At 35.4% G+C, this 21,750-nt stretch carries 20 protein-coding genes and 1 tRNA gene; 14 read left to right on the top strand and 7 right to left on the bottom strand.

Going from position 1 to position 21,750, the window contains the following annotated elements:
* The first annotated feature begins 121 nt into the window (after positions 1–121).
* The 3 genes from J8L85_RS13750 to J8L85_RS13740 all read left to right on the top strand — a co-directional run bounded on the left by J8L85_RS13750 (position 122) and on the right by J8L85_RS13740 (position 1,856).
* Complete coding sequence (locus tag J8L85_RS13750) at positions 122–703, top strand: sigma-70 family RNA polymerase sigma factor (protein WP_211018093.1); 582 nt, start codon at positions 122–124, stop codon at positions 701–703.
* Positions 704–782: 79 nt separating this feature from the next.
* The gene (locus J8L85_RS13745) at positions 783–926 is read left to right on the top strand and encodes a hypothetical protein (RefSeq protein ID WP_198146879.1); all 144 of its coding nucleotides are present in this window, start codon (positions 783–785) and stop codon (positions 924–926) included.
* 348 nt (positions 927–1,274) lie between these two features.
* Positions 1,275–1,856: a sigma-70 family RNA polymerase sigma factor gene (locus J8L85_RS13740; protein ID WP_047247836.1), complete on the top strand. Its 582-nt coding sequence runs from the start codon at positions 1,275–1,277 to the stop codon at positions 1,854–1,856.
* 225 nt (positions 1,857–2,081) lie between these two features.
* On the opposite strand, the gene nth is transcribed toward J8L85_RS13740, so the two are convergent.
* Positions 2,082–2,744: an endonuclease III gene (gene nth / locus J8L85_RS13735; protein ID WP_211018091.1), complete on the bottom strand. Its 663-nt coding sequence runs from the start codon at positions 2,742–2,744 to the stop codon at positions 2,082–2,084.
* A gap of 51 nt (positions 2,745–2,795) precedes the next feature.
* On the opposite strand from nth, the gene bcp reads away from it, so the two are divergent.
* The gene (gene bcp, locus J8L85_RS13730; RefSeq protein WP_211018089.1) at positions 2,796–3,251 is read left to right on the top strand and encodes a thioredoxin-dependent thiol peroxidase; all 456 of its coding nucleotides are present in this window, start codon (positions 2,796–2,798) and stop codon (positions 3,249–3,251) included.
* Positions 3,252–3,278: 27 nt separating this feature from the next.
* Here the strand turns inward: bcp and J8L85_RS13725 are convergent, their stop codons facing one another.
* Positions 3,279–4,739 carry a TonB-dependent receptor gene (locus tag J8L85_RS13725; protein WP_211018087.1) on the bottom strand — a complete coding sequence of 487 codons (1,461 nt, stop codon included), beginning with the start codon at positions 4,737–4,739 and terminating at the stop codon, positions 3,279–3,281.
* A gap of 167 nt (positions 4,740–4,906) precedes the next feature.
* Here J8L85_RS13725 and J8L85_RS13720 point away from each other — a divergent pair, with 167 nt between their 5' ends.
* A complete protein-coding gene (locus tag J8L85_RS13720; RefSeq protein ID WP_211018085.1) occupies positions 4,907–5,683 on the top strand; it encodes an MBL fold metallo-hydrolase in 777 nt (258 codons plus the stop codon).
* A gap of 3 nt (positions 5,684–5,686) precedes the next feature.
* Positions 5,687–6,181, top strand: a complete 495-nt coding sequence (locus J8L85_RS13715) for a hydrolase (protein WP_211018084.1) — start codon at positions 5,687–5,689, stop codon at positions 6,179–6,181.
* Here the strand turns inward: J8L85_RS13715 and J8L85_RS13710 are convergent.
* The 5 genes from J8L85_RS13710 to J8L85_RS13690 all read right to left on the bottom strand — a co-directional run bounded on the left by J8L85_RS13710 (position 6,178) and on the right by J8L85_RS13690 (position 11,460).
* Entirely contained in the window at positions 6,178–6,837 is a 660-nt protein-coding gene (locus J8L85_RS13710; RefSeq protein WP_211018083.1) for an alpha/beta fold hydrolase, read from the bottom strand. The genes J8L85_RS13715 and J8L85_RS13710 overlap by 4 nt on opposite strands.
* A 6-nt stretch (positions 6,838–6,843) precedes the next feature.
* The gene (locus J8L85_RS13705; protein ID WP_211018082.1) at positions 6,844–7,173 is read right to left on the bottom strand and encodes a hypothetical protein; all 330 of its coding nucleotides are present in this window, start codon (positions 7,171–7,173) and stop codon (positions 6,844–6,846) included.
* A 2-nt stretch (positions 7,174–7,175) separates the two neighbouring features.
* Positions 7,176–8,435 carry a dihydroorotase gene (locus J8L85_RS13700; RefSeq protein ID WP_211018081.1) on the bottom strand — a complete coding sequence of 420 codons (1,260 nt, stop codon included), beginning with the start codon at positions 8,433–8,435 and terminating at the stop codon, positions 7,176–7,178.
* 7 nt (positions 8,436–8,442) lie between these two features.
* Positions 8,443–10,362: a BatA domain-containing protein gene (locus J8L85_RS13695; protein WP_211018080.1), complete on the bottom strand. Its 1,920-nt coding sequence runs from the start codon at positions 10,360–10,362 to the stop codon at positions 8,443–8,445.
* A 90-nt stretch (positions 10,363–10,452) separates the two neighbouring features.
* Positions 10,453–11,460, bottom strand: coding sequence for a glycosyltransferase (locus tag J8L85_RS13690; protein ID WP_211018079.1), 1,008 nt, complete (start codon positions 11,458–11,460; stop codon positions 10,453–10,455).
* A 112-nt stretch (positions 11,461–11,572) separates the two neighbouring features.
* Between J8L85_RS13690 and J8L85_RS13685 the strand changes: the two genes are divergently transcribed.
* The 8 genes from J8L85_RS13685 to J8L85_RS13650 all read left to right on the top strand — a co-directional run bounded on the left by J8L85_RS13685 (position 11,573) and on the right by J8L85_RS13650 (position 21,623).
* Positions 11,573–11,657 (top strand) — tRNA-Ser (locus J8L85_RS13685).
* A 503-nt stretch (positions 11,658–12,160) separates the two neighbouring features.
* The gene (locus J8L85_RS13680; protein ID WP_211018078.1) at positions 12,161–13,906 is read left to right on the top strand and encodes an ATP-binding protein; all 1,746 of its coding nucleotides are present in this window, start codon (positions 12,161–12,163) and stop codon (positions 13,904–13,906) included.
* 169 nt (positions 13,907–14,075) lie between these two features.
* Complete coding sequence (locus J8L85_RS13675; protein ID WP_211018075.1) at positions 14,076–15,032, top strand: hypothetical protein; 957 nt, start codon at positions 14,076–14,078, stop codon at positions 15,030–15,032.
* Positions 15,033–15,112: 80 nt separating this feature from the next.
* The gene (locus tag J8L85_RS13670; protein WP_211018073.1) at positions 15,113–15,790 is read left to right on the top strand and encodes a hypothetical protein; all 678 of its coding nucleotides are present in this window, start codon (positions 15,113–15,115) and stop codon (positions 15,788–15,790) included.
* Between the two features lie 140 nt (positions 15,791–15,930).
* Positions 15,931–17,973: a hypothetical protein gene (locus tag J8L85_RS13665; protein ID WP_211018071.1), complete on the top strand. Its 2,043-nt coding sequence runs from the start codon at positions 15,931–15,933 to the stop codon at positions 17,971–17,973.
* Positions 17,974–18,142: 169 nt separating this feature from the next.
* On the top strand, positions 18,143–19,441 hold the full coding sequence (locus J8L85_RS13660) for a TlpA disulfide reductase family protein (protein ID WP_211018069.1): 1,299 nt from the start codon (positions 18,143–18,145) through the stop codon (positions 19,439–19,441).
* A 242-nt stretch (positions 19,442–19,683) separates the two neighbouring features.
* Positions 19,684–20,286, top strand: a complete 603-nt coding sequence (locus J8L85_RS13655) for a hypothetical protein (protein ID WP_211018067.1) — start codon at positions 19,684–19,686, stop codon at positions 20,284–20,286.
* A 242-nt stretch (positions 20,287–20,528) separates the two neighbouring features.
* Complete coding sequence (locus J8L85_RS13650; RefSeq protein ID WP_211018065.1) at positions 20,529–21,623, top strand: serine hydrolase domain-containing protein; 1,095 nt, start codon at positions 20,529–20,531, stop codon at positions 21,621–21,623.
* The last annotated feature ends 127 nt before the right edge of the window (positions 21,624–21,750 follow it).

Below are 21,750 nucleotides of genomic sequence, written 5' to 3'. Positions count from 1 at the left end.
GGTTCTCAATAAAATACGTTTAGCCTATAACGCAAAATTACTTTTTAAGTTAGAATAAGACCCAAATTAACCCTAGTCACATTGATGTAGGGAGTGGGTTTTAACCCCAAAAAGTAAAGTTATGAAACAGGCTACTAAAGATTCCCAATTAGTTCAGGATTATATTAACGGTAATGAGAAGGCCATTGAGGTTCTTATCAATAGACACAATGCGCGTTTAACAGGTTTTATCTATTCTAAAGTAGGAGACCGTGAACTGACCGAAGATATTTTTCAGGACACTTTCATGAAAGTTATAAGAACCTTAAAAAGAGGTGCTTATAATGAAGAGGGTAAATTTCTGCCTTGGGTAATGCGTATTGCACATAACCTTATTATAGATCACTTTAGAAAAAGTAACAGAATGCCCATGTTCGAAGGGTCCGATGTCTTTAGTGTATTCTCTTTAATGGGAGATGAACGGCTTAATGTAGAAAAACGGATAATTAAGGAACAAATCGAAACAGATTTGACCAAACTGATAAAAAAGTTGCCCGAAGACCAACAAGAGGTGTTGGAAATGCGTTTGTACAAGGATATGAGTTTTAAGGAAATATCGGAAAATACGGGAGTAAGTATCAATACTGCTTTGGGTAGAATGCGTTATGCACTTATCAACCTTAGAAAGCTGGTTGAAGCAAATAGTATAGTTTTAACCGATTAATTGGTCACAGGTCGAAGAGTTTTACTATATTTATTCCTCTAGCGTTGTAATATTGAACCAAGAAAAACGGAAGAGGAATATGGAAAAAATTTACACGACCAAAAAGAACAAACACAAATTAGTATCGGCAAAACCGGAGACCATTAAGTTTTTACTGGATTACTCTAAGTCGTTACAAGTGATGGAAGCAGATGGAATCAAATATGAGAGTAATCTGAATTAGAAAAAACAATCTATCATATAAAAACCCCCAAGGAACCTTCCTTGGGGGTTTTTCTTTATATGTATGATATATAAGGATATATGTATATAATAAGGAGGGTTTACCTTAATAATATTGTATATACCTTATTATAAGTATATTGGTATTCTTCGCCAATAACTAGTAAAGCCCTTATTTATTGTACTGAGAAATAGGTTTTCGTTGTTTCACATCATAAAAAGCTAGTTTGACAACATACTTTTTCCTACAGGAGGGGTTTTATATAGTTTTATCTCAGAATTAAATAACTAAACACAATTATTAACACACAGGATTCCCCAACCAGTCACCTAAATGAAAACAACTAATATGGAATTACAAATAGAAGATTCAGAACTAGTAAGAGATTATATCAGTGGCGATGAAAAAGCCTTGGAAATCCTTATCAATAGACACAATCAACGTATTACGAGTTTTATTTACTCTAAAGTATTGGACAGGGATGTAACGGAAGATATTTTTCAAGATACTTTTATCAAGGTAATTAAAACCTTGAAAAGAGGTAGCTATAGTGAAGAGGGAAAGTTCTTGCCATGGGTAATGAGGATTTCTCACAACTTGATTATTGACCACTTTAGAAAGAACAAAAGAATGCCAATGTTCGAGGGCAGCGATGACTTTAACATTTTTTCCGTGATCGGCGATGATAAGTTGAATGCCGAAAAACAATTGATAAAAGATCAAATAGATACAGATTTAAGAGAGTTGGTAGAAGAACTTCCAGATGATCAAAAAGAAGTTTTGATTATGCGTATCTACAAGGATATGAGCTTCAAAGAGATTTCAGAAAACACGGGAGTAAGTATAAACACGGCTCTTGGGCGAATGAGATATGCTTTGATCAACCTTAGAAAGATTATTGAAAAAAACAACATAGTGCTTACAAATTAGTAGACCGTATACGGTTAAAACAATATTTCTGATGTAGTTGCGTTAATTTAATGTAACAACAATGGAAATATGGAAAAAATTTACACTAATTATCGGGAAAAGGCAGAATTTAGCAAAGTATGTCCAAAGACAATAAACTTTTTGTTAAGTTATTCGCAAGCACTTTATGAAATTGAATATAAAGAATTAAGGTTCGAAACCTTTTTAAACTAAAAAAGACCCGCATTAGCGGGTCTTTTTTTTGTTATAATATTCTTTCAGTACCGTTTTTCTACCTATAGTTTTGGTAATGATGTCTTTTTCAAGATCCCAGCCCCTCGCTGGCGAATATTCACGACCGTACCATATAATCTGTAGGTGTAAGTTGTTCCATAGTTCTTTTGGAAAAAGTCTTTTTGCATCCTTTTCTGTCTGTACCACGTTTTTGCCATTGCTAAATCCCCATCTATATAACAGTCTATGAATATGCGTATCTACCGGAAAAGCAGGTATTCCGAAGGCTTGTGAAACGACCACACTTGCAGTTTTGTGGCCTACTGCCGGTAATTCTTCTAAAAGTTCGATGTCTTTGGGTACTTCGCCATTATATTTTTCGATAAGAATTTTAGAGAGTCCGTATATACCTTTCGATTTCATGGGAGACAAGCCCACGGGCTTTATAATTTCCCTAATTTCTTCAACGGTCAATTTTACCATATCAAAAGGATTGTCCGCTTTTTCAAAAAGTAACGGTGTTATCTTGTTTACGCGAACATCGGTACTTTGGGCGGACAAAAGAACGGCCACCAATAGGGTATAGGGGTCTTTATGGTCTAAGGGCACCGGTATTTCGGGGTAAAGCTCCTGTAGCGTTGAAATTACAAATGACACTTTTTCTGCCTTCGTCATATATTGTTTAATTTTACGGTCTATAAGTTAACGACTTTAAAGAAATTGACTATGAATACATTAAAGGTAGGGGACAAGGTACCTTCATTTTCAGCCAAAGATCAAGATGGCAATACTATTAATTTATCGGATTATTCCGGTAAAAATTTAATTGTTTTTTTCTATCCGAAGGCAAGTACCCCAGGTTGTACGGCCGAGGCGTGCAATTTACGCGACAATTATAAAGAGCTGCAGGATAAAGGATACGAGCTGTTGGGGGTTAGTGCCGATTCTGAAAAAAGACAACAGAACTTTAAAAACAAATATAAATTTCCGTTCCCGTTATTGGCCGATGAAGATCATACGGTAATAAATACGTTTGGCGTATGGGGCCCAAAAAAGTTCATGGGTAGGGAGTATGACGGAATTCATAGAAAAACCTTTGTGGTAAATGGAGAAGGGGTAGTGACCAAGGTAATAGATAAGGTCAAGACAAAAGATCACGCTGCCCAATTATTGGCAGAATAAAAAAAAGCCCCTGTCAGGGGCTTTTTTTTATTTATCTTCTTCTTTTGGTGCCAGTTCCTTTTTAGTGAACAGCTTCTTTTCTTTTATGATCTCTGCAATACCTTCAGGTAGCATTTCTTCCCAACCATCTTCACCGTTCATAATTTTCTTTAATACATCCCTAGAGAAAATATGCATGATCTCTGGCTCGTAATCTATAATGTCCATTACTTTGCCATTGTACTTAAAGAACTTGTAAAGCTCTTTCATTCTTGGGTGTACCTTTATGTTGTTACTGGTCATGATCTGCCCTGTATCAGGGTTCTTCATTGGGTAAAGATATACCTGAAGGTCTTTGAAAAAGAGTTTACCAAAGGCTTCGAGAATACCACCGCTTAGATGGCGATAGTATTTTTCGTCAAAAATATCCACCAAATTATTGACCCCCATAGTAAGGCCGATCCTGTTTTTTGTATAGTTGTTAAAGTACTCTACCAATCGGTAATACTCTTGAAATTTTGAAATCATTACAGAGTGCCCAAGGGAGCATAAAAGTTCGGCCCTGCCCATAAAATCTTCCTCATCTATTTCTCCAGACGCTTTTAGGTTAGATAGGGTTATCTCAAATATTACGATAGTATTTTTTTCTTCTACTTGCGGGTCTCGTATAAAAATATCGTACGACTTGTGAAACATGTCGCTGTTCACCTTGGTAACAGGTCTAAAACTACCACGCATGGCCAAGATATTTTTCTTGTAGAGCACAGAGGCTGGTAAAAGGTTGTTTCCGTCAGGGCCGAACATCACCGCATCGGTCATGTCATTTTTAATCAACTGAAGGCTCATCAACCTGTTGTCCACCTCTTTAAAGTTAGGGCCAGAGAAATTGATCATATCAATTTCCAAGGTATCCTTGTCAATATGGTCGTACAAATATTTAAGCATCTTTTTGGGCTTGTGATATTTGTAGAAAGCACCGTAAATTAGGTTTACACCAAGAATACCCAATGTTTCTTGCTGTAGTCTGGCTTCGTTCTGTTTAAAACGAATGTGCAGTACAATTTCGTCGTATTCTTTTTGGTCCGGATCCAGTTGATAACGTATTCCTACCCATCCATGACCTTTGTATCGTTTAGAAAAATCAATGGTAGCTACGGTATTGGCATAAGAGAAAAAGACCCTTTCCGGATGCTTTTTTTTACTGATACGTTCTTCCATCAACTGCATTTCGTACTGCAGCATAGTCTTTAAACGAGCTTGTGAAACGTATCTTCCATCATTTTCGATACCATATATGGCATCACTAAAATCTTTGTCGTAGGCACTCATGGCCTTCGCAATGGTACCGGAGGCACCTCCAGATCTAAAGAAATGTCGCGCTGTTTCCTGTCCCGCTCCGATCTCTGCAAATGTTCCGTAGATATCGGGATTTAAGTTTATTCTTAAAGTTTTAGCTTTAATCGAAGGGATATTCTCAAAGACACTTTCTCTCTTTAAAATTGAAGCCATTATAAATTGTTGTTTAGAGCAAAGTTATAAAGAATGGGTTATCTTACGGGCATTACGGACAAAAAAATACTATAAGTTTCGTTAATCGTTTATTTAAACCAACCATTCCCATCTATCTTCTAAATAATCGCACTAATTTTTAAGGAATAAGAATTAAATTTGGGGCAATGAAGCGAGATTTTAAGGTAACATTTTTAGGTACGGGCACGTCGCAAGGCATTCCGATTATTGGAAGTGATCACCCTGTTTGCTTAAGTACCGATTCTAAAGACAAACGTTTAAGGGTATCGGTTCTGTTGTCTTGGGGCGATTACAACTATGTTATAGATTGTGGGCCCGATTTTCGCCAACAGATGTTGACGAACAAGGTGAACAGATTGGATGGTATTCTTTTTACCCACGAGCATTCGGATCATACGGCCGGTATAGACGATATACGCCCGTTTTTTTTTAGGCAGGGCGACATTCCTATCTATGCGCATAAAAGGGTAGTGAAGTCGTTAAAGAAAAGATTCGATTATATCTTTGAAACAAAGAACCGTTATCCCGGAGCGCCCGCCGTGGCCATTAATTATGTGGATAAGGATATGGTTATGGAGTTGGGCGGTAAAACGGTCGTGCCAATAGAGGCAATGCACAATAGGTTAAAGGTTTTAGGGTATAGAATAGGTGATTTCACCTATTTAACGGACGTAAAATCTATGGAAGATGAAGAGTTGGAAAAAATAAAGGGCACCAAGGTCTTGGTCGTAAACGCTTTAAGGATAGAGCCCCACCACTCACATTTTAATTTGGAGGAAGCCCTGGATTTTGCGAACAAGGTAAAACCTGAAAAAACATATTTTACCCATATAAGCCATTTATTGGGCTTTCATGAAGAAGTAGAACAAAGTTTGCCAGATAATGTACATTTGGCCTATGATAATCTTAGCATACAAATTTAAATTATGAAGAATAAAATATATCTGTACTTATTTATTTTCACGGCTTTAATATGCCTTTATCTGTTTGTCAGTTCCAATAAAATGACAGCGGCAAGTGATGCCAGGATCCAGGCCTTGGAAACCAAGGTGGAAAATTTAAAGGATTCGCTGCAACAGGCAGAACTCAGTGTATTGGAAATGCAATACTTTTCTTTAGAAAATAATGATGATGCCTTGGCGTACTATGAGCATCTAGATTTAGAAAACCCGTCGAGATATATTTCCGATAAATTGTTGGAGACCAATGAGTCTGAAGGTGATAACCCTTTGGTGCCCTACGAGGGAATGCAGAACGATTTTAAGATCAACAAGATCAAGGTGTTGAACCATAAGTGGATCCTGACCGATTTTTCAGATGGTAAATATTGGGGCGAATTACTGATCAAGTACGAACTAAAAGATGATTTGGGCGTAGATTTTACGTTAGTCGACCATCTGTTGTATACCAGAAACAATTAAGAATTCGCTATCATCCATTTTTTAAAGGAATGGAAGTTTTGTGGCGATACCCCATGGCCTGTAGGGAATTCTTCAAATACGTTTTCTACACCAAGTTTATCTAGAAATGCCGGGGTTCTTTGTGCCCATTCAATCGGGATCACTTGATCTACCTGACCATGGGAGGTGTAAATCTTTAATTGTTCAAAGTTGTTGTTCCGGTAGTTTTCGGCCAAGATATTCTCGTTGATATAACCACTTAGCGCAATGACCCTTTTTATCTTTTCTGGGTACGACAGGGCTATGGAATAGCTGAGGATAGTACCTTGGCTAAACCCTAAAAGGCTTACATTGTTTTTGTCCAACGAATAGGCCTCACAGGCCTCGTCTATAAATTTTACGATCCTTTCCCTAGATTCTATCGCCTGTTCATCGTCGCTCCACTTGCCTTTTTCATTATCAAAATTTATGGCATACCATGCATGACCAAAGGGTTGAAGCGCATATGGTGCCCTAACCGATATAATACATAGGTCTGCCGGTAGTTCTGAAGCAAAAGAAAATAGGTCTTCCTCGTTACTGCCGTAACCGTGCAGCATAAAAAGCACGGGAGCCTTTTCTTGGGTCGATGATGAGGGTCTTATAAGGTGTTCTAAAGATAGGGGAGCGGTAGTCATAATATATTATTGTATAAAGGTGAACCACTTCTGAAAATAGGGTCCGACTATAGGTACTAATTGTTTTTTATTGTTGAGGGCGCCAATGAAGCCGTATACCCAAAGTACAATGTAACACAGGTATAATCCGTAAAGTCCGTATTGGTTGTACCACACACTTGAAAACAGGGCAAAGGCATGAAACAATAAGTGGATGCCAAATGCCTGGCGTGTGTGAAAACGTGCAAAATCGTGCTTTGGTTCAACGTTCATCGTTATGGCGATAATGGCCCCTACAATGGTAAGGTAGGCGATGATGCCCGTGGTCTTTCCTGGAATTTTTTGGTTTGTTTCCATAGTTAAAAGTTTACGGCCATTTTATTGTTGGCGAGTGTTCCCAACACTTTTCCTTTTAATTGCTGGTTTATAAAAAGAGCGTTTTTAGAACTGCTCAAAATATGTTCGGTAGTAAAATTATAAGTTGCTTCCGGTTCAAAAAGGCTCAGGTTTGCTTTCGCCCCTTCTTTTAATTCTGGAATCTCCAATCCGAAATGTTCCCTTCCACGGGTCAATATTTCAATGGTCTCTTCAGTATCGAATATTTGGTTCAAGACCCCGTAACTGCTTTCTAGGCCAATGGTGCCATAATCGGCATTGTCGAACTCTACGTTCTTCCTTTCAATGTTTAATGGTATATGATCGGAGGTTACAAAATCGATGGTGCCGTTTTTAACACCTTTTATTAATTCTTTTGTGTCGGCATTGGTTCTTAAAGGGGGAAGCACCTTATAATCGGTCTCAAATTCTTCTAGAACCTTATCGGTAAAAAATAAGTTATGGACCGCCACACTACAGGTCACGTTTAAGCCTTTCTTTTTGGCCGCGGCGATCAGTTTTACCGAATGTGCCGTGCTAATGGTGGGTATATGCAGTTTACCGCCGGTATACTCTAAAATAAAAAGGTCTCTAGCCACCTGCAGCTCTTCTGCCATGGCGGGTATACCCTTTAGACCAAGGCGTGTGCTAACAATACCTTCGTTTACGATACCTTTTCCCGCGATATGCTGGTCCAAGGGAAAAGAGAAAACGATGGCATCAAAATTTTGTGCGTATTGTAGGGCGATCTTTAAAAGGTTCGGGTTGGCGATGGCGTGTTTAAAATCGTAAAACCCGACCGCACCTGCATTTTTCATATCAAAAAGCTCCGCTAGGTCCTCGCCCTTTCCGTTGGTGGTAAGGTTTCCGAGTGGGTGCAGATCGGTCAAATGGTCTTTGGCCGCATTTTTAAAGAATACGATATCAGAACTACTGTCGGGCAACGGAAAACTGTTGGGGTTCAGTATCACATCTGTAAAACCGCTACTTGCCGCAGTTTTAAGTCCATTGGTTATCGTTTCCCTTTCTTCGTATCCGGGTTCGCCAAAACTTACCCCGGTATCTAACCAACCTACCGAAACATGCATGTTCTTGTGACTTAAAACCTTTGTTTTGCTGGGAGGTTCAATGCTGGGAGCAATCTTTTCTATCACTCCGTTTTTAATTAAAATATCTCTTTTCTTTAGATGAAATTCTTTCGATTCAGCATTTACTATCTTGACCGATTTTAAGAGTACGTTCATTTAAGGGTTATTTTAATAGTCTTTGGAGTATGGTTTCTAACACTACAAATACCAGCGCTAAAATAGCAAACCATTTCCAAAATTCGTTGATGCGATTTGTTTTTTGCGTATCCTCAAAGAAATTGAGAATAGTGTCGTAATAGTTGATGTTCTCTTGGTTTTCTAGATTTAAATATGACAAACGACTTTCTGTTCTGTTATAGTTAAAACTAATGTTCTGTAAACTTTGGCCGTTGTCCCGTATTTCGAAAATACCGTCGGTGGTGGGGTTTTCCTCAAAAATAAGCCGTACTTTTTTTGGTAAGGACCTTTGTTGGGGAATAAACTCATAGTCGTCTTTAACAACGGTAAGTATGTTGTCCTTTGATAGTGATATGGGTATTTCCAACTCGGTGTATTCGCCCAAGGTGGTGTATAGAGACGGCAGTTTTAAACTGCTTTTGGCAATATTGTAAAAGGTAGGTACGATCAACGGCGAGTTTTTAAAGTTGGCGTTGTCGTCCGATATAGCGGCGCTAAAAAAGTAAACGTTATCGTTGCCCGCTAAAAACGGAGCCTTGTTCTGTAGTGCAAGGGCTATTTGTGCATTGGTTTGTAAACCATAATAACCGTTCACCTTTGGGTATTGAAAATTGGCAACGTTTCTTTCAAAAACATCGGTATAGATGTTATGGTCAAAGGCAATTTCGGAGATGGCCACCGGCTGCTCTATTTTTTTTGTGTAGGTCGTATTAAAATAAGTGGAGCACAGTTGGTTGTATGAATCTACTTGGATCTCTGTTGCGGGAATAATGACGATACTGCCCCCATTTTTTGTAAAGGTGTTCAGTACGGTCGACAATCCGGTCGGAATTTGTTCCAATTCGTTCAGAACGATCAGGTTATAATCTTCAAGGCTGCCATAGTTTAAATTGGCCAGGTCGGTATTCGTAAAATCAAATTCGTCTTCGGTATAGATCCGTTGCAGGTATTCCGCCTCGGCATTTGAAATGGCCAGTACCTTTATTTTTGCTACCGTATTAAGGTTAAAGTAAAACTGGTTGTCGTACAAAAGCCCTGTGTCGGAGATGACGATCCTGCCCAAGATCGCCTCGCCGGCCGGCACCGAAAAAGTAACGGCGGCCTTTTTGTCGGTATCGAATGTTGCGGCGGTCTTGGCAATAAGTTTGTCGCCGTTGTACAGCGAAACCGGGGTGGCATCCATACTTTTATTGGACGACAGCAAAGAGGTAAGCTCTATAATCTCATTGTTCGATTTTGAAATGAAAACAGAATCAATGGAGATGTTCGTAATATCTTGCGTCGGTGATTTAATAAAATAAAGATCCGATGGCAGCGAATCGGTAGGTAAGGGTCCCATCGATGTTTGAAAATCGGAGATGAGAATCGTTTTTTTCAATGTCTCTTTTCGGTTAGAAAACAAACTATTGGCCCTTAATATAATTTGATCCAATTGTAAGTGCCCTACACTTGGTGCAAGGTCTATAAGGTCGTTTCTAATATCTTTGATGGCTACATTTTCGAACACCCTATCATTTGTAAATAGAGAGAATGTACTGTTCTCAGGGGTTTCTTTTATAAAATCTTGAATGGTGTTCTGTAGCAAGGTACCGTTCGGTGTCTTTGCCTGTAAACTAAAGGAATTGTCAATGTAAAAAACGGTCTCTTGTGGTTTCAGCGCTTCGTTGTTGGCACTAAAGGGTTGTGCAAAAGCGACGATCAATGCGGCAAATAGCCCTAATCTACAAAGTAGGATCAACCATTTTTTTAGCGAGCTGCTCTTTCGTGATTCAGAAACTACCTTTTTAAGCAATTTTACGTTCGTAAAAGGCGTTTTTTTAAACCTGCGAAGTTGAAAAAGGTGAACAATAATGGGAATGATGAGGAGTAGAAGGGCCCAAAGAATTTCTGGATGTTTAAACTGCATTCCTGTTATTGATTAGTCAAAGATACTTATTTTGTAATTAGAAGATCGGCCCAAAGTTCTATTCTTTGGTTAAAATTAAAAACGGGGCATTTAACAAAAGAAGAAATAGTCGGTCATGGGTTGCATGTTTCTATCCTTAAAATAATCTTTTATTTCTTTTTGTGCCTCTTCATTGGCCACCGTTATAATGCTTTGTGTGTTGGGTAGCTCTTCCAATATTTTAAAAGGTAGCATTTCTTTACCGTATATATCTTTTCCTATTTTCTTGGGGTTGTCACATACCCAATAAAAATCGATGTCATTATTTAATAGCTCTCGGGCAATTTTTTTTCCTTTGTTACCTGCGCCCCATACCACCAATGTTTTATTGGGGTCGTGATCCAGTTTTAAAAAATAGAACAGTTTAATGTCTAAAAAATAATTCTGGGCGTAGTGTTCACTTGTTCTAGAGGTTCGGGTATCATAGTCGCGCCATAACAACAATACTTGGTCGCAGGGTATTATTTTAAGGTGGTTTTCGTAAAAACGAAAAGTAAGGTCGTAATCTTCGGGGTACCTATCGGGCGTAAAACCGCCACATTTTATAAAATCTTCTCTATAGGTCATCCAGCAAGGGGAGGGGATCACACATTCTTTGTAGATCTCGCTGTAGTTGGTGCCTTGGGCGGTAAGCTTGTTCAACCATTTTTCGTAGCGGTCATAACCGTTACTGATACCCCTATCTGAAAAATAGGATACCTGGCCCACGGCCACATGGCCCGTACCATGTTCTAGTAAGGCATTTACCATATGATCTAACCGGTGGGGCGCCATAATATCATCAGAATCCATACGGGTAATAAAGTGGCCCTTGCTGTGGGCGAAACCGGTGCGCAAGGCCGCTATAATACCTTTTCCTTGGTTGTTTATATGAGTGATCCTATGGTCCTTTTTTGAGAATTCGGCCACTACTTCGGGGCTGTTGTCGGTAGAGTGGTCGTTTACGGCAATTACTTCCCATTGATCATAGGTCTGTTCGAGAATGGAAGAAATACAGGCAGGTAAATAAGCTTCGGTATTCTTATACGGAACGAGAATACTGACCAACGGATTTTTCATGCCGGCAATTTATAAAAAAGGTGGTAACACGGCCTAAAAATGGATTTTAAAAATAATTATGGAAAAAAGATTTTAATAGAAAGAAAAAGCTTTCTATATTTGCACCCGCTTAGGAGGAATGGCAGAGTGGTCGAATGCGGCAGTCTTGAAAACTGTTGAGGGTCACACCTCCGGGGGTTCGAATCCCTCTTCCTCCGCGATCAAGCGCCACTTCGGTTGAGCTTGAAAAAATAAATCCCGTCAAGTTTTCTTGACGGGATTTTGTTTTTTAAGACCCGTATTCTGAAGGAATGCCACGTTGCATTGGTAAAATGGGGTAATAGCGAAAACCTAGGGTAACCTTTCTTTTTAATGCTGTTTTAAGATCAAAAGTGGTTCTTCTATCTATAAGTTGAAAGTATAGAATACAGGACTCTGTCACTTACCCATCATATACCCGAATCGAATACTTTATTTAAGTAAGCCTTATGGATAAATAATATGTCTTAGGTGATTACGCTTTTCTGTAAGAGATCTTTTCAAAAAAATAGTTAATTTGTAGGTGTTTAACCAGTGTAACCCTGTAATAATATACATGTTGGTGCATGCTTGGCTTTAAAAATTCACTGGAATTTTAGGTTGGGTGCGTACTTACAAATGCAGGTAGTAAACTTTACAGGTACGGATAGCCCGAGTTGGGGCACATGTAAAAAACGAAACCATGAGTAAACAAGCATTCTTCAAAGTAGACACCAAATTAGCCGAACTGTTAGGTGAAACGTATCGTTCGACCGAAGATGCTATTAAAGAACTTATCGACAACGCATATGATGCGGACTCTGAAAAGGTTGAAATTTTCTTGCCAAAAGAATTGACACCAGACCCGAAAATAATTGTTGCTGACAATGGTTCAGGCATGAAAGAAAATGAAGTTCGTTCAGAATATTTAAACGTTGCTAATAGTCGGACAAGTAGAAAAGGTGATACGACATTCAAGAAGAAACGAAAAGTAAAAGGCAGAAAAGGTATCGGTAAATTCTCAGGTCTTATGGTCGCTGAAATAATGCAGATTGAGACTTTTTCTAATGGAGTAAAAACAACACTTAAAATTAATAAGTCCGAACTTGCTAAAGGAAATTATGACCTTGAAAAAGTGCCTTTATTCATAGAGACAGAATCTTGCGACAAAGAAAAACACGGAACTATAATAACTCTGTTTGGACTTAATCAAAACTTAGATTTTCCAAATCCAACTAGACTAGGCGAAATTCTTATGTGGGACTACGGTCGGGAACATGATTTTGAACTTTTCATTAACAATGAAAAGCTAGGAGTTGAAGACTTAGCTGGTAAAACTTATGAAAAGAAAATTATTCACGAAGGAAAGGAAGCTGTTTTAAAATATACCATAACACCAAAGCCAATAAAACAAGCAGGAATTGTAACAAGAGTAAATAACAAGATTATAGGTCGACCTCAAAATCTATTAAATGATGATGATTTAATTCCCAAGAAATTAAAGAATCGAATTTATGGCGAAATAATTTGTGATGATTTGGAAGACGATGTTACAGCTGATCATGGTGCTATTATTGAGAATAGCAAACTCTATAAAACTATTCTAGACGATGCCACTAAAAACGTTAAAAAATCTGTTGATGAAGTTTTTGCAACAGACATGAAAATGGCTAGAGCCAGGTATCAAAGGAAAATAAATAAAGAACTATCAAAGCTTCCCGAATTTAAGCAACCATTCGCCAAAAAGGCATTATACAAGACTCTTGAAAAGTTCTATGGCGAAACTGAAGACCGAATAAATACTGTAATTTCAGTTATGGTTTCTGCAATGGAAAAAGACCATTATTGGGATATCGTTTCAAATATCAAAGAAACTGAAAACCATGATATAGAAAAATTTGCGGGTGCTCTTTCAGAATTCGGGCTTTTAGAAATGAGTATTGTCACGAGTCAAGCAATTAATAGACTAAAGTACTTGGATGAACTTTCCATTCTCATACACGACCCAAAGACATTGGAAAAACATATTCATGAAGCTTTAGAGAAAAGTACTTGGATTCTTGGAGATGATTATTCCGTACTCTTTTCTGACACTAATTTGAAGACTGCTATTAAAAACATGCTTGATAAAAAGTATAAGGGTAAAAACTCTAAGAAAAGACCAGATTTATTTCTTTCAAGGACAGTCAGTCGAAGATTACTTCTTATAGAATTTAAAAGACCAAGTTTCACGTTAACTAGAGATACAGAAGCCCAAGCATTAAAATACAAAGACGAGTTAGCAGAATATTTTGGCAATCAACCCATAGATATAATTCTCATGGGAGGGAAGATTGACAAAACAATTAAATCCGTTCAGTCAGATATTATTTATATGAGTTATTTGGACTGTATAAGTTCAGCAAGGAATCGACTAGAATGGATGTTAGAAGAATTGAAAAAAGAATAAAACACGATGCCCCAACAACGGCTATACGTAATGCGGGCAAAAGTGCTAATATGAAAGTGATTACATTAAATAAGCTAAGTGCTAAACGGAATGTGAAGTGCCTTGAAATCCCGCACTACGCATAGCCGAGACGTTATATGCAACCTAAAAACAGAACTAAAATTAGAAAATGGGCACAATAAAGGATATGCTAAAAAAAATGGAAAGGTTTCAACAAGACATTGAAAATATATCCAAAATATCAATCCCAATTACCCCTGACAAAAATGGAATGATTGATAGGCAATGTCCCAAAAGTGAATGTGAATCTCTTTTTAAAATACACAAAGAAGATTGGTTAAACATTGTAAGAGATGAAGAGGTTTTTTGTCCTTTTTGCAAGAATAACTCAGAGGCTAAAAGCTATTTAACTATTGAACAAAACAATGAAGTGATTGGCGATTTAAAAAAATCAATAAAAGAACTTTGGGATTATGGCTACTCAACAACTGGAAAAAATATTTCCATAAAACCAAGACCCGAATTTGAATTAAACATAAAATGTGAAAAATGTAATTGCAGATACTCAGTAGTTGGCTCTGCCTATTTTTGTCCATCTTGTGGGGATAATAATATTGAAGTTAATGCTAGAAAAGCTATTGAAAAAATAATATCAAATGCTAATAACATAGCAATAATCCAAGAAACTCTGGAGACGAGCTTGAATAAAGATGAAGCAACAATTATAACCAAGTCTATTGTTGAAAAATCCATATCAGAAATAGTAGGTACTCTCCAAAATTATAGTGAGTCAATCTACAACTCATTATCGGAAAAAAATGCTCCATTTAATGCATTTCAGAATGTTGAAAAAAGCAATAAACTATGGGTTTCGTTGCTTGGAAAGGGCTACAAGGATTGGTTAACACAATCTGAAATAAAGCATCTCCATTTTTACACACAAAAAAGACATTTGTTAGAACACAAAGGTGGAATTGTAGACTCAAAGTATATCGAAAAAACTGGAGACAACAAATATCAAGTGGGAGAACGCATCATAATTAAACCTTCTGACTCAATTTGTTTAGGAGAAATTACTATTAAACTTTTAAATCAAATATCAGAGCTAAAAAAAGCCAGCAGCTAACAAAACCTATAAGCAATAGCGCCCTGCGGGACGCTACTGCTCATAGCCAAAACGTTGTAAGTAATTATAAAACGCAGATTATGAAAAAAATAATATTGATTTCAACCATTTTAATTTCTCTTATTTCCTGTAAAGAGAAAAAGGAAAATAAAAAAGAACTAACGGATTCCATAAAGGCAGAATTAATAGCTGAATTCAAAGAGATGAAAGAAAAAGATCAACTAAATAGATCTTATGTTTCATTAGGAACATTTGACCAAAAGTTAATTGACAGCACAAAAGAACTAACTACTCAAGAATATATCTCTTTTATGCAATCACATAAATCAGAATTAACTAAAAAACAAGAGGATTCACTTTGGAATATTCAGAACAAAATTGATTTGAGAAATACTAATCGTCTTTACGAAATAACAAAAGAATATGGATGGTTGAGCAAAACCAAATTAGACTCTGTAATTGACCCAATGTTATTTCTATTCCATACACCAAAAGAAACTATTGATAAAATGCAAGCTTTACTTATGGAAGAAGTAAAAGCAAATAGAATGGAACCTATCAAATTTGCAACTTATGTTGATAATATGAGAAAAAAAGCTTTTGGAAAAAATCAACTTTATGGAACAGGAGATGAATTTGATCCTAAAACAAACTCTATTGTTCCACCATTTATTGAAAATATTGACAGTACAAACATTGAACGAAAAAAAATTGGGCTTCCTGAATTGAAAGAGGGAGAATACAGAACAGAAAAATAACTGGCTACAACAATGGCTATAGGTAATTGCTTGTTATCGCCTACTTCTGAAAATCCTTGCGGATTTTCAGTTTGGTGTGTACTTGCAAAGTTAATCGCTAAACCACGCAACTACGCTTAGCCCAACCGTTGTACACAATTATGAGAAAATCATTTTACATACTACTAATATTATTGATTTCAGGAAATGTTTTCTGTCAAAATTCAATAATTAGCGAAAGTGATATTCCAAAACTTGATTCCATTATTAATGACTTGGAAGGGAATTACAGTCGAAGTGAAATACCTAATTTTTACTCTCTACCACAAGCATCAGCTAGTTATTTTGAAATCATTACTAAAGACCCAAAAAATTTTCTTGCCGAATTAAAAAAATCAGAGAACCTAGAACAAATACAAAATAAATTCAAAGGATTACAAATTGACAATGATTTACTGGTAATAAAAAACGTTTATTCCGATTATAAAAATGAAAAGAAATTAGAAATAAAATCTTTTGAAATTGCGAACAATCAAAACCACGGCATTATACTGTCATTTAATGATTCCCTTAACCAAAATAACTTAAAATATTTTTACTCTAGTTATACAAACAAAAGAGATAGTATAACCACAATTCGTGGCTTTTATTTGAATAATCAATTCAATTCGATTAACCTTCCAAAAAGACTTTCGGATTGGATTAACTATACTGATTTAATAGTGAGGCCAGAAACCTCTATTTTTTATGATAGTGACAATAAATCAAATGGATTTAGAACATATAAAAGAACTATCATTGACTCATTAGTAAATTATTACGAACTAAAAACCAACAAACCACCTTACAAAAAAGAGCAAGATTTCATTACCCGAAGAAAGGAATTAAATGAGTGGCAATCTAAAAAAGAAATATTTGCAGATAGCCTTTATACTAATGACCAAAATTTCAAAAAACTCTTAATTGAGGCGTTAGAATATGCAGAAGAAAATAAAGTTTCTAATGGAGATTTAGAGGACTTTACCGCACAATTAATTTCCAAAAAAAGAGCTTTAGAATTAATGAGACTAAATAGACAGGTTGGAACTTGTAGTTTCGATAATGGTCCAATCATTCAACAAAAAAGGATTGCAAGTTTAGCTTCCAAAACTCAAAATTGGGACGTTTTTATTAAGTCATTCTTAAATGTGATGAATGATAACGTTTCTAGAAATGCAAATAGTAATATTGCTTCGAACGTTAGAAAAACTTATATCGAAGAGCTTGCAAAACTTGGTTTAGATATTGATAAAATCTTATTGGGTTCCAATGTTAGAATTGAAGATGCAACTCGAAAACACTATTTTTCAGATGGTAGCAAAATCGCAAAAGCATATGCTAACTTAAATTCTGACAAACAAGAATATTTCGAGAATAAAACTTTCGAAATAATTAAAGACGAAGAAATTGATGCTTTTAACAAGCTACATTTTTATAATACACTCAAAAACTATCAATACTTTATAAAAGATAGTATCAAAAAAACAGAGTTGGAAAAAGATATTCAAAATTTAGTACCATTACTTCCAATAGAATTAAAATCTCGAATAGAAAACCCAAACAAACAACTTTACGATTTACTTTATCGTGAGAAAGAAGAGCTAGATAATTTTGATGTTAAATCGTCAATTATAGCACACATTAGCTCTTACAGTTTTGATGGCGATTGCTGGCAAGCTGAACTTATTGACAAAAAATCTGACGGAAAGATTATTTACGACTTGACAATGGCAATTGGAGAAGAAATAACACCACTTCAAAATTTTATAGACAAAAAAAGCGAATTGAAATCTCGTGTTGAGGAACATTCATTCTTACAAAAAATCATCAACGATAATAAAGAAAATAGGGTTTACATAAAATTCACAACCGACAAGTCATTTGTTAATCACAGAAACAGAGTGACCGAAGATATGCCAATGGAATTAGTAGACGAATTAGACTTTGAAAATGCAATTTCTTTATATGTGTCATTTCCGAAAAGAAAATATGTACGCTTTGTTTTATTAAATAATGGAAACTTATTGATGTTAGGAATACCTAAAGGCTTTGAGTTACCAGGTTATAAATTCGAAGACTTAATGACTAAAGAAGAAAAATCATTTCTATCAACATCATATAAAAGCTTTAAATTATTTGATGAGAACGGAAAAATATTGAATTAATAAAATAACTGGCTACAACAATGGCTATAGGTAATTGCTTGTTATCGCCTACTTCTGAAAATCTTCGCGGATTTTCAGCTTGGTGTTTACTTGTAACGTTAAGTGCTAAACCACGCAACTAGGCATAACCGAGACCGTTGTACACAATAAAAACTACCAAATCGATTAAATGAAAACTAAAATATTCTTACTAGGATTTTTTTTGATTATAATTTCCTGTTCTAAAAAAGAAAACATTTCATCCACAATAGTTGCGGATTTAAGTGTCAGTAAAATTGACAACCCATTCTCTAAATCAATGAGTCCACTACAATATGTAGGTTCTATAAAAAATGAATTTAAAGGAATTATAAACAATGACAGCTCTTTTGTAATGTATTTAAACACGATTAACTATCGTGATATGAAAAACGCTATTAAAAAAGGAGAAATAAATCAAGAAACCGTAGATTCAGCAAATAACAAAATTTATTTATTAAGTGGTTTCAATAAAGGCAAGCAGTATTATGTCATAGACCTTAACAACAACAAGGACTTTAGTGATGATGAAATAGTAGAGTTTAGTAAAAACGTTACTGAAAAAGAAAATTATCGTGATTCATTTGATGTAAAAAAATTCATCGTAACAAAATTTTCAGCAAACAAATTTTACAAGCAAAAAACCTATCTACAATTTTTACCAGCACCAGATTATTTTACATATAAACAAGAAACAGAAAAAGAAAAGTTTAAGCATAGTTTACAATTAGCTGCTTTAAAACACGATTTTTTGTATGGGACGTTTAATGTGGACGAAAAAGAATATGGTGTAGGTGTAAACAAAGGTCTTTTTGGAAATGAAATCATTTTTAAAAAATCCGATACCGTTTTTTATCCACCAAATCATCCGTTGTTTTCTAAATTTAAGCTAAAAGATACAGTGAAACTATACGATAAATATTTCAAAATAGACAGTTTGACTAGTAATCCAGCAAGTTTAATAATTAACGAAATTGATAGTATTGGAAGTATATATGGATTCAGAACAAATGAGGTTTCAAAAAACTATTTGGTCAATGACCTATATGGCAACTCAACAAACATTAAAGACTTAGCAGAACAAAAAGGATTTTTATTTCTTGACTTTTGGGGTACTTGGTGTGCACCTTGTAAAGAACTTACACCTGATTTAGTAAAATTACATCAACAATTCAACAACCAAATGCAGTTTGTTAGTTTAGCTTTTGAATTAGACCCAAAACCTGTAATTGAATATACCGAAAAAAACGAAATGGATTGGTATAATGGAATAATTAGAGGGAAACCAAAATCTGGAGATATGTCATCACCAATCATTAATGGCTTAAGAGTTGAATGCTTCCCAACTTTTATTATAATGGACTCTGAATTAAACATCTTGTATCGAACTTGTGGTGGTGGAGATAATTTTAAAGGTTTAAAAGAGTTTTTAAATTCTAAATTTGAATAAATTACTGGGCACAACATTGTATAATAATAGTGGTTTAATCGCTAAAACGAAAGTGAAATATATAAATCAAACGACAGTAACAATCCGAAAAGTAAGTGCATAAAATCCGCTACTATTCTTATACGTTACCGTTGGCAACATTAAAACAAATGCGAAATCTAATCCTGATTATAATTCTTGTTTTTTTATCAAGTTGTGCGGCAAAGAAAAATTGTCTGACCGATCTCAGCAAAATTGGATTGTTGGGAAATGTCAAATATTTAAAGTTCATTAATCAAAATAATGAGGAAAGAGAGCCTGAAGATTCAGATGAAGAACTCGGATTTATTGATAATGAATATTTCTTCAACAAGAATGGAATGATTAAAGAACAAAGACAGTACAGTTCAAATGAATTAAGTCAAATATTCGTTTTCTCGTATGACAAAAAAAACTTTTTAATATCTAAAGACTATTATAATTCAGAAAGGGAAATTGTAACCAAATCAATATTTGAAAACAAACTCAATAACAAGGGAAAACTTTACAGACAAATGGAATTCAGAGCTTGGGAAAGACCTTTGTCTGATTCAATAAAAGTTCGATATCGAATATTTCCCGAAGAAATAATTGAGTTTTTATATGACAAAAACGGGAACCTGATTCAACAAAACCTTTATCAACGAAATACTTCATTCAAAAATGTTATTGAATACCAAGATGGGAAAATGGTAAAAGGAAAAACAGTCAGCCTATTAGATAATAGCATATGGAGCTCGATTCAATACGATTGTTTAAAATTTGACCAAAATCAAAATTGTATCAAATATGAAGACACGGATGTTACAATCGAATATTATAAATAACGTTGCCTAACACAACCTAAACGTAATGCGGACTTTAGGGCGAAACCGAAAGGTCTGTGTATATTTATGAAGTCGCTGAATTGAAAATTACGCGTCAGCGAAATATTCAAAATTAGCTTTAAACAAGGAAAAGAAAAACCAAAACAAAAGGTTTTGGCTAATCGCTGAACGGAAAGTAAACGCTAGTTTGCTCCCGTACTGTTCATAGGGCAACCGTTACCTGAAATAGGAAAAAACCAACAATGAATAAATTAATCCTACTTTTTTGTGTCATTCTTTTTGTTTCGTGTAAATCGCAGAAAAAAAATGAAATAAATAAAATTGCAAAGTTTGAGCAGCAAGTTGATTCTTTACGAACAGAATATAAAATCCCAGGAATTAGCGTAGGCATTTCTATCAATGATTCAATACAATTAATCAAAGGTTTTGGACTGGCCAACGTTGAGCAAAAAATTCCAATGACAGGAGATACACCTTTACGAATAGCTTCATTGACTAAACCGATTTTTTCAACAATCTTTATGCACCTGGCCGAAGAAGGAAAGATTGATTTAAATTGGAAAATAAAAGACTATTATCCAGATTATTTAGGTAGTTGTACAAGGATACTTGGATATTTCGATGAAGAAATGCCAGAATATTCCTTTCTCTTAAATAAGTATCGTCCTGAACGAGATGACATCTTGCTCAAACACCATCTATCACACACGGCTGAAAATATTCCCGGAACAGCTTATAAGTACAATGGATTTCTTTATGGAATGCTCTCTGATGCCGTAGAAGTTGCAACGCATCAAAAATTTGATAAATGGGTTGACAGTTTGATAATTGAAAAACTGAATTTACAAAATTCAGCATCCTCGCAATTGGACGAATCAAAAAAAACGATATTGGATAAAATTGCCTTGCCTTATAAAATTGATGATAACGAAATTTTTGAAAGAGTTGAATTTCCTGACCCTGATTTAAACGCAGGAGCTGGACTTGTTTTTTCAACCTATGATTTATTACTGTTTGACAAAGCTTTTGACAATAACAAAATTATCTCAAAAAAAAGTAGAGAGAAAGTACTAAAGCCATTTGAATTGGCAGACAAAAGTCTTTCGCCCTACGGTTATGGTTGGTTTATACAGAAATATAAAGGATACACTTTGGTTTGGCATTATGGGTTACAACCAAACGCTTATTCGGGACTATACCTCAAAGTTCTTGAAAAGGATTTGACTTTAGTGATTTTAGCAAACAGCCAAGATTTAAGCGAACCATTTGATTTAGGAAAAGGAAATGTATTGAACTCAAAATTTGCAATGGCATTTTTAAACGAATTCCTTAAATGAAAAAAATAAAAATACCGCAGGTAACAAAGGATATAAAAAATAGGAAGAAAGTGCTAAAACAAAGGCTTGTGCTTATTTGAAAAGTCCGCCAAATTTTTCATATACTAGACCGTTAGGTGTAATAAAA

Origin of the sequence: Maribacter sp. MMG018 (assembly GCF_018100785.1) — a bacterium.
GTDB lineage: Bacteria > Bacteroidota > Bacteroidia > Flavobacteriales > Flavobacteriaceae > Maribacter.
The sequence above is the reverse complement of the archived record's forward strand: the minus strand, read 5'-3'. Positions and strand labels throughout refer to the sequence as shown.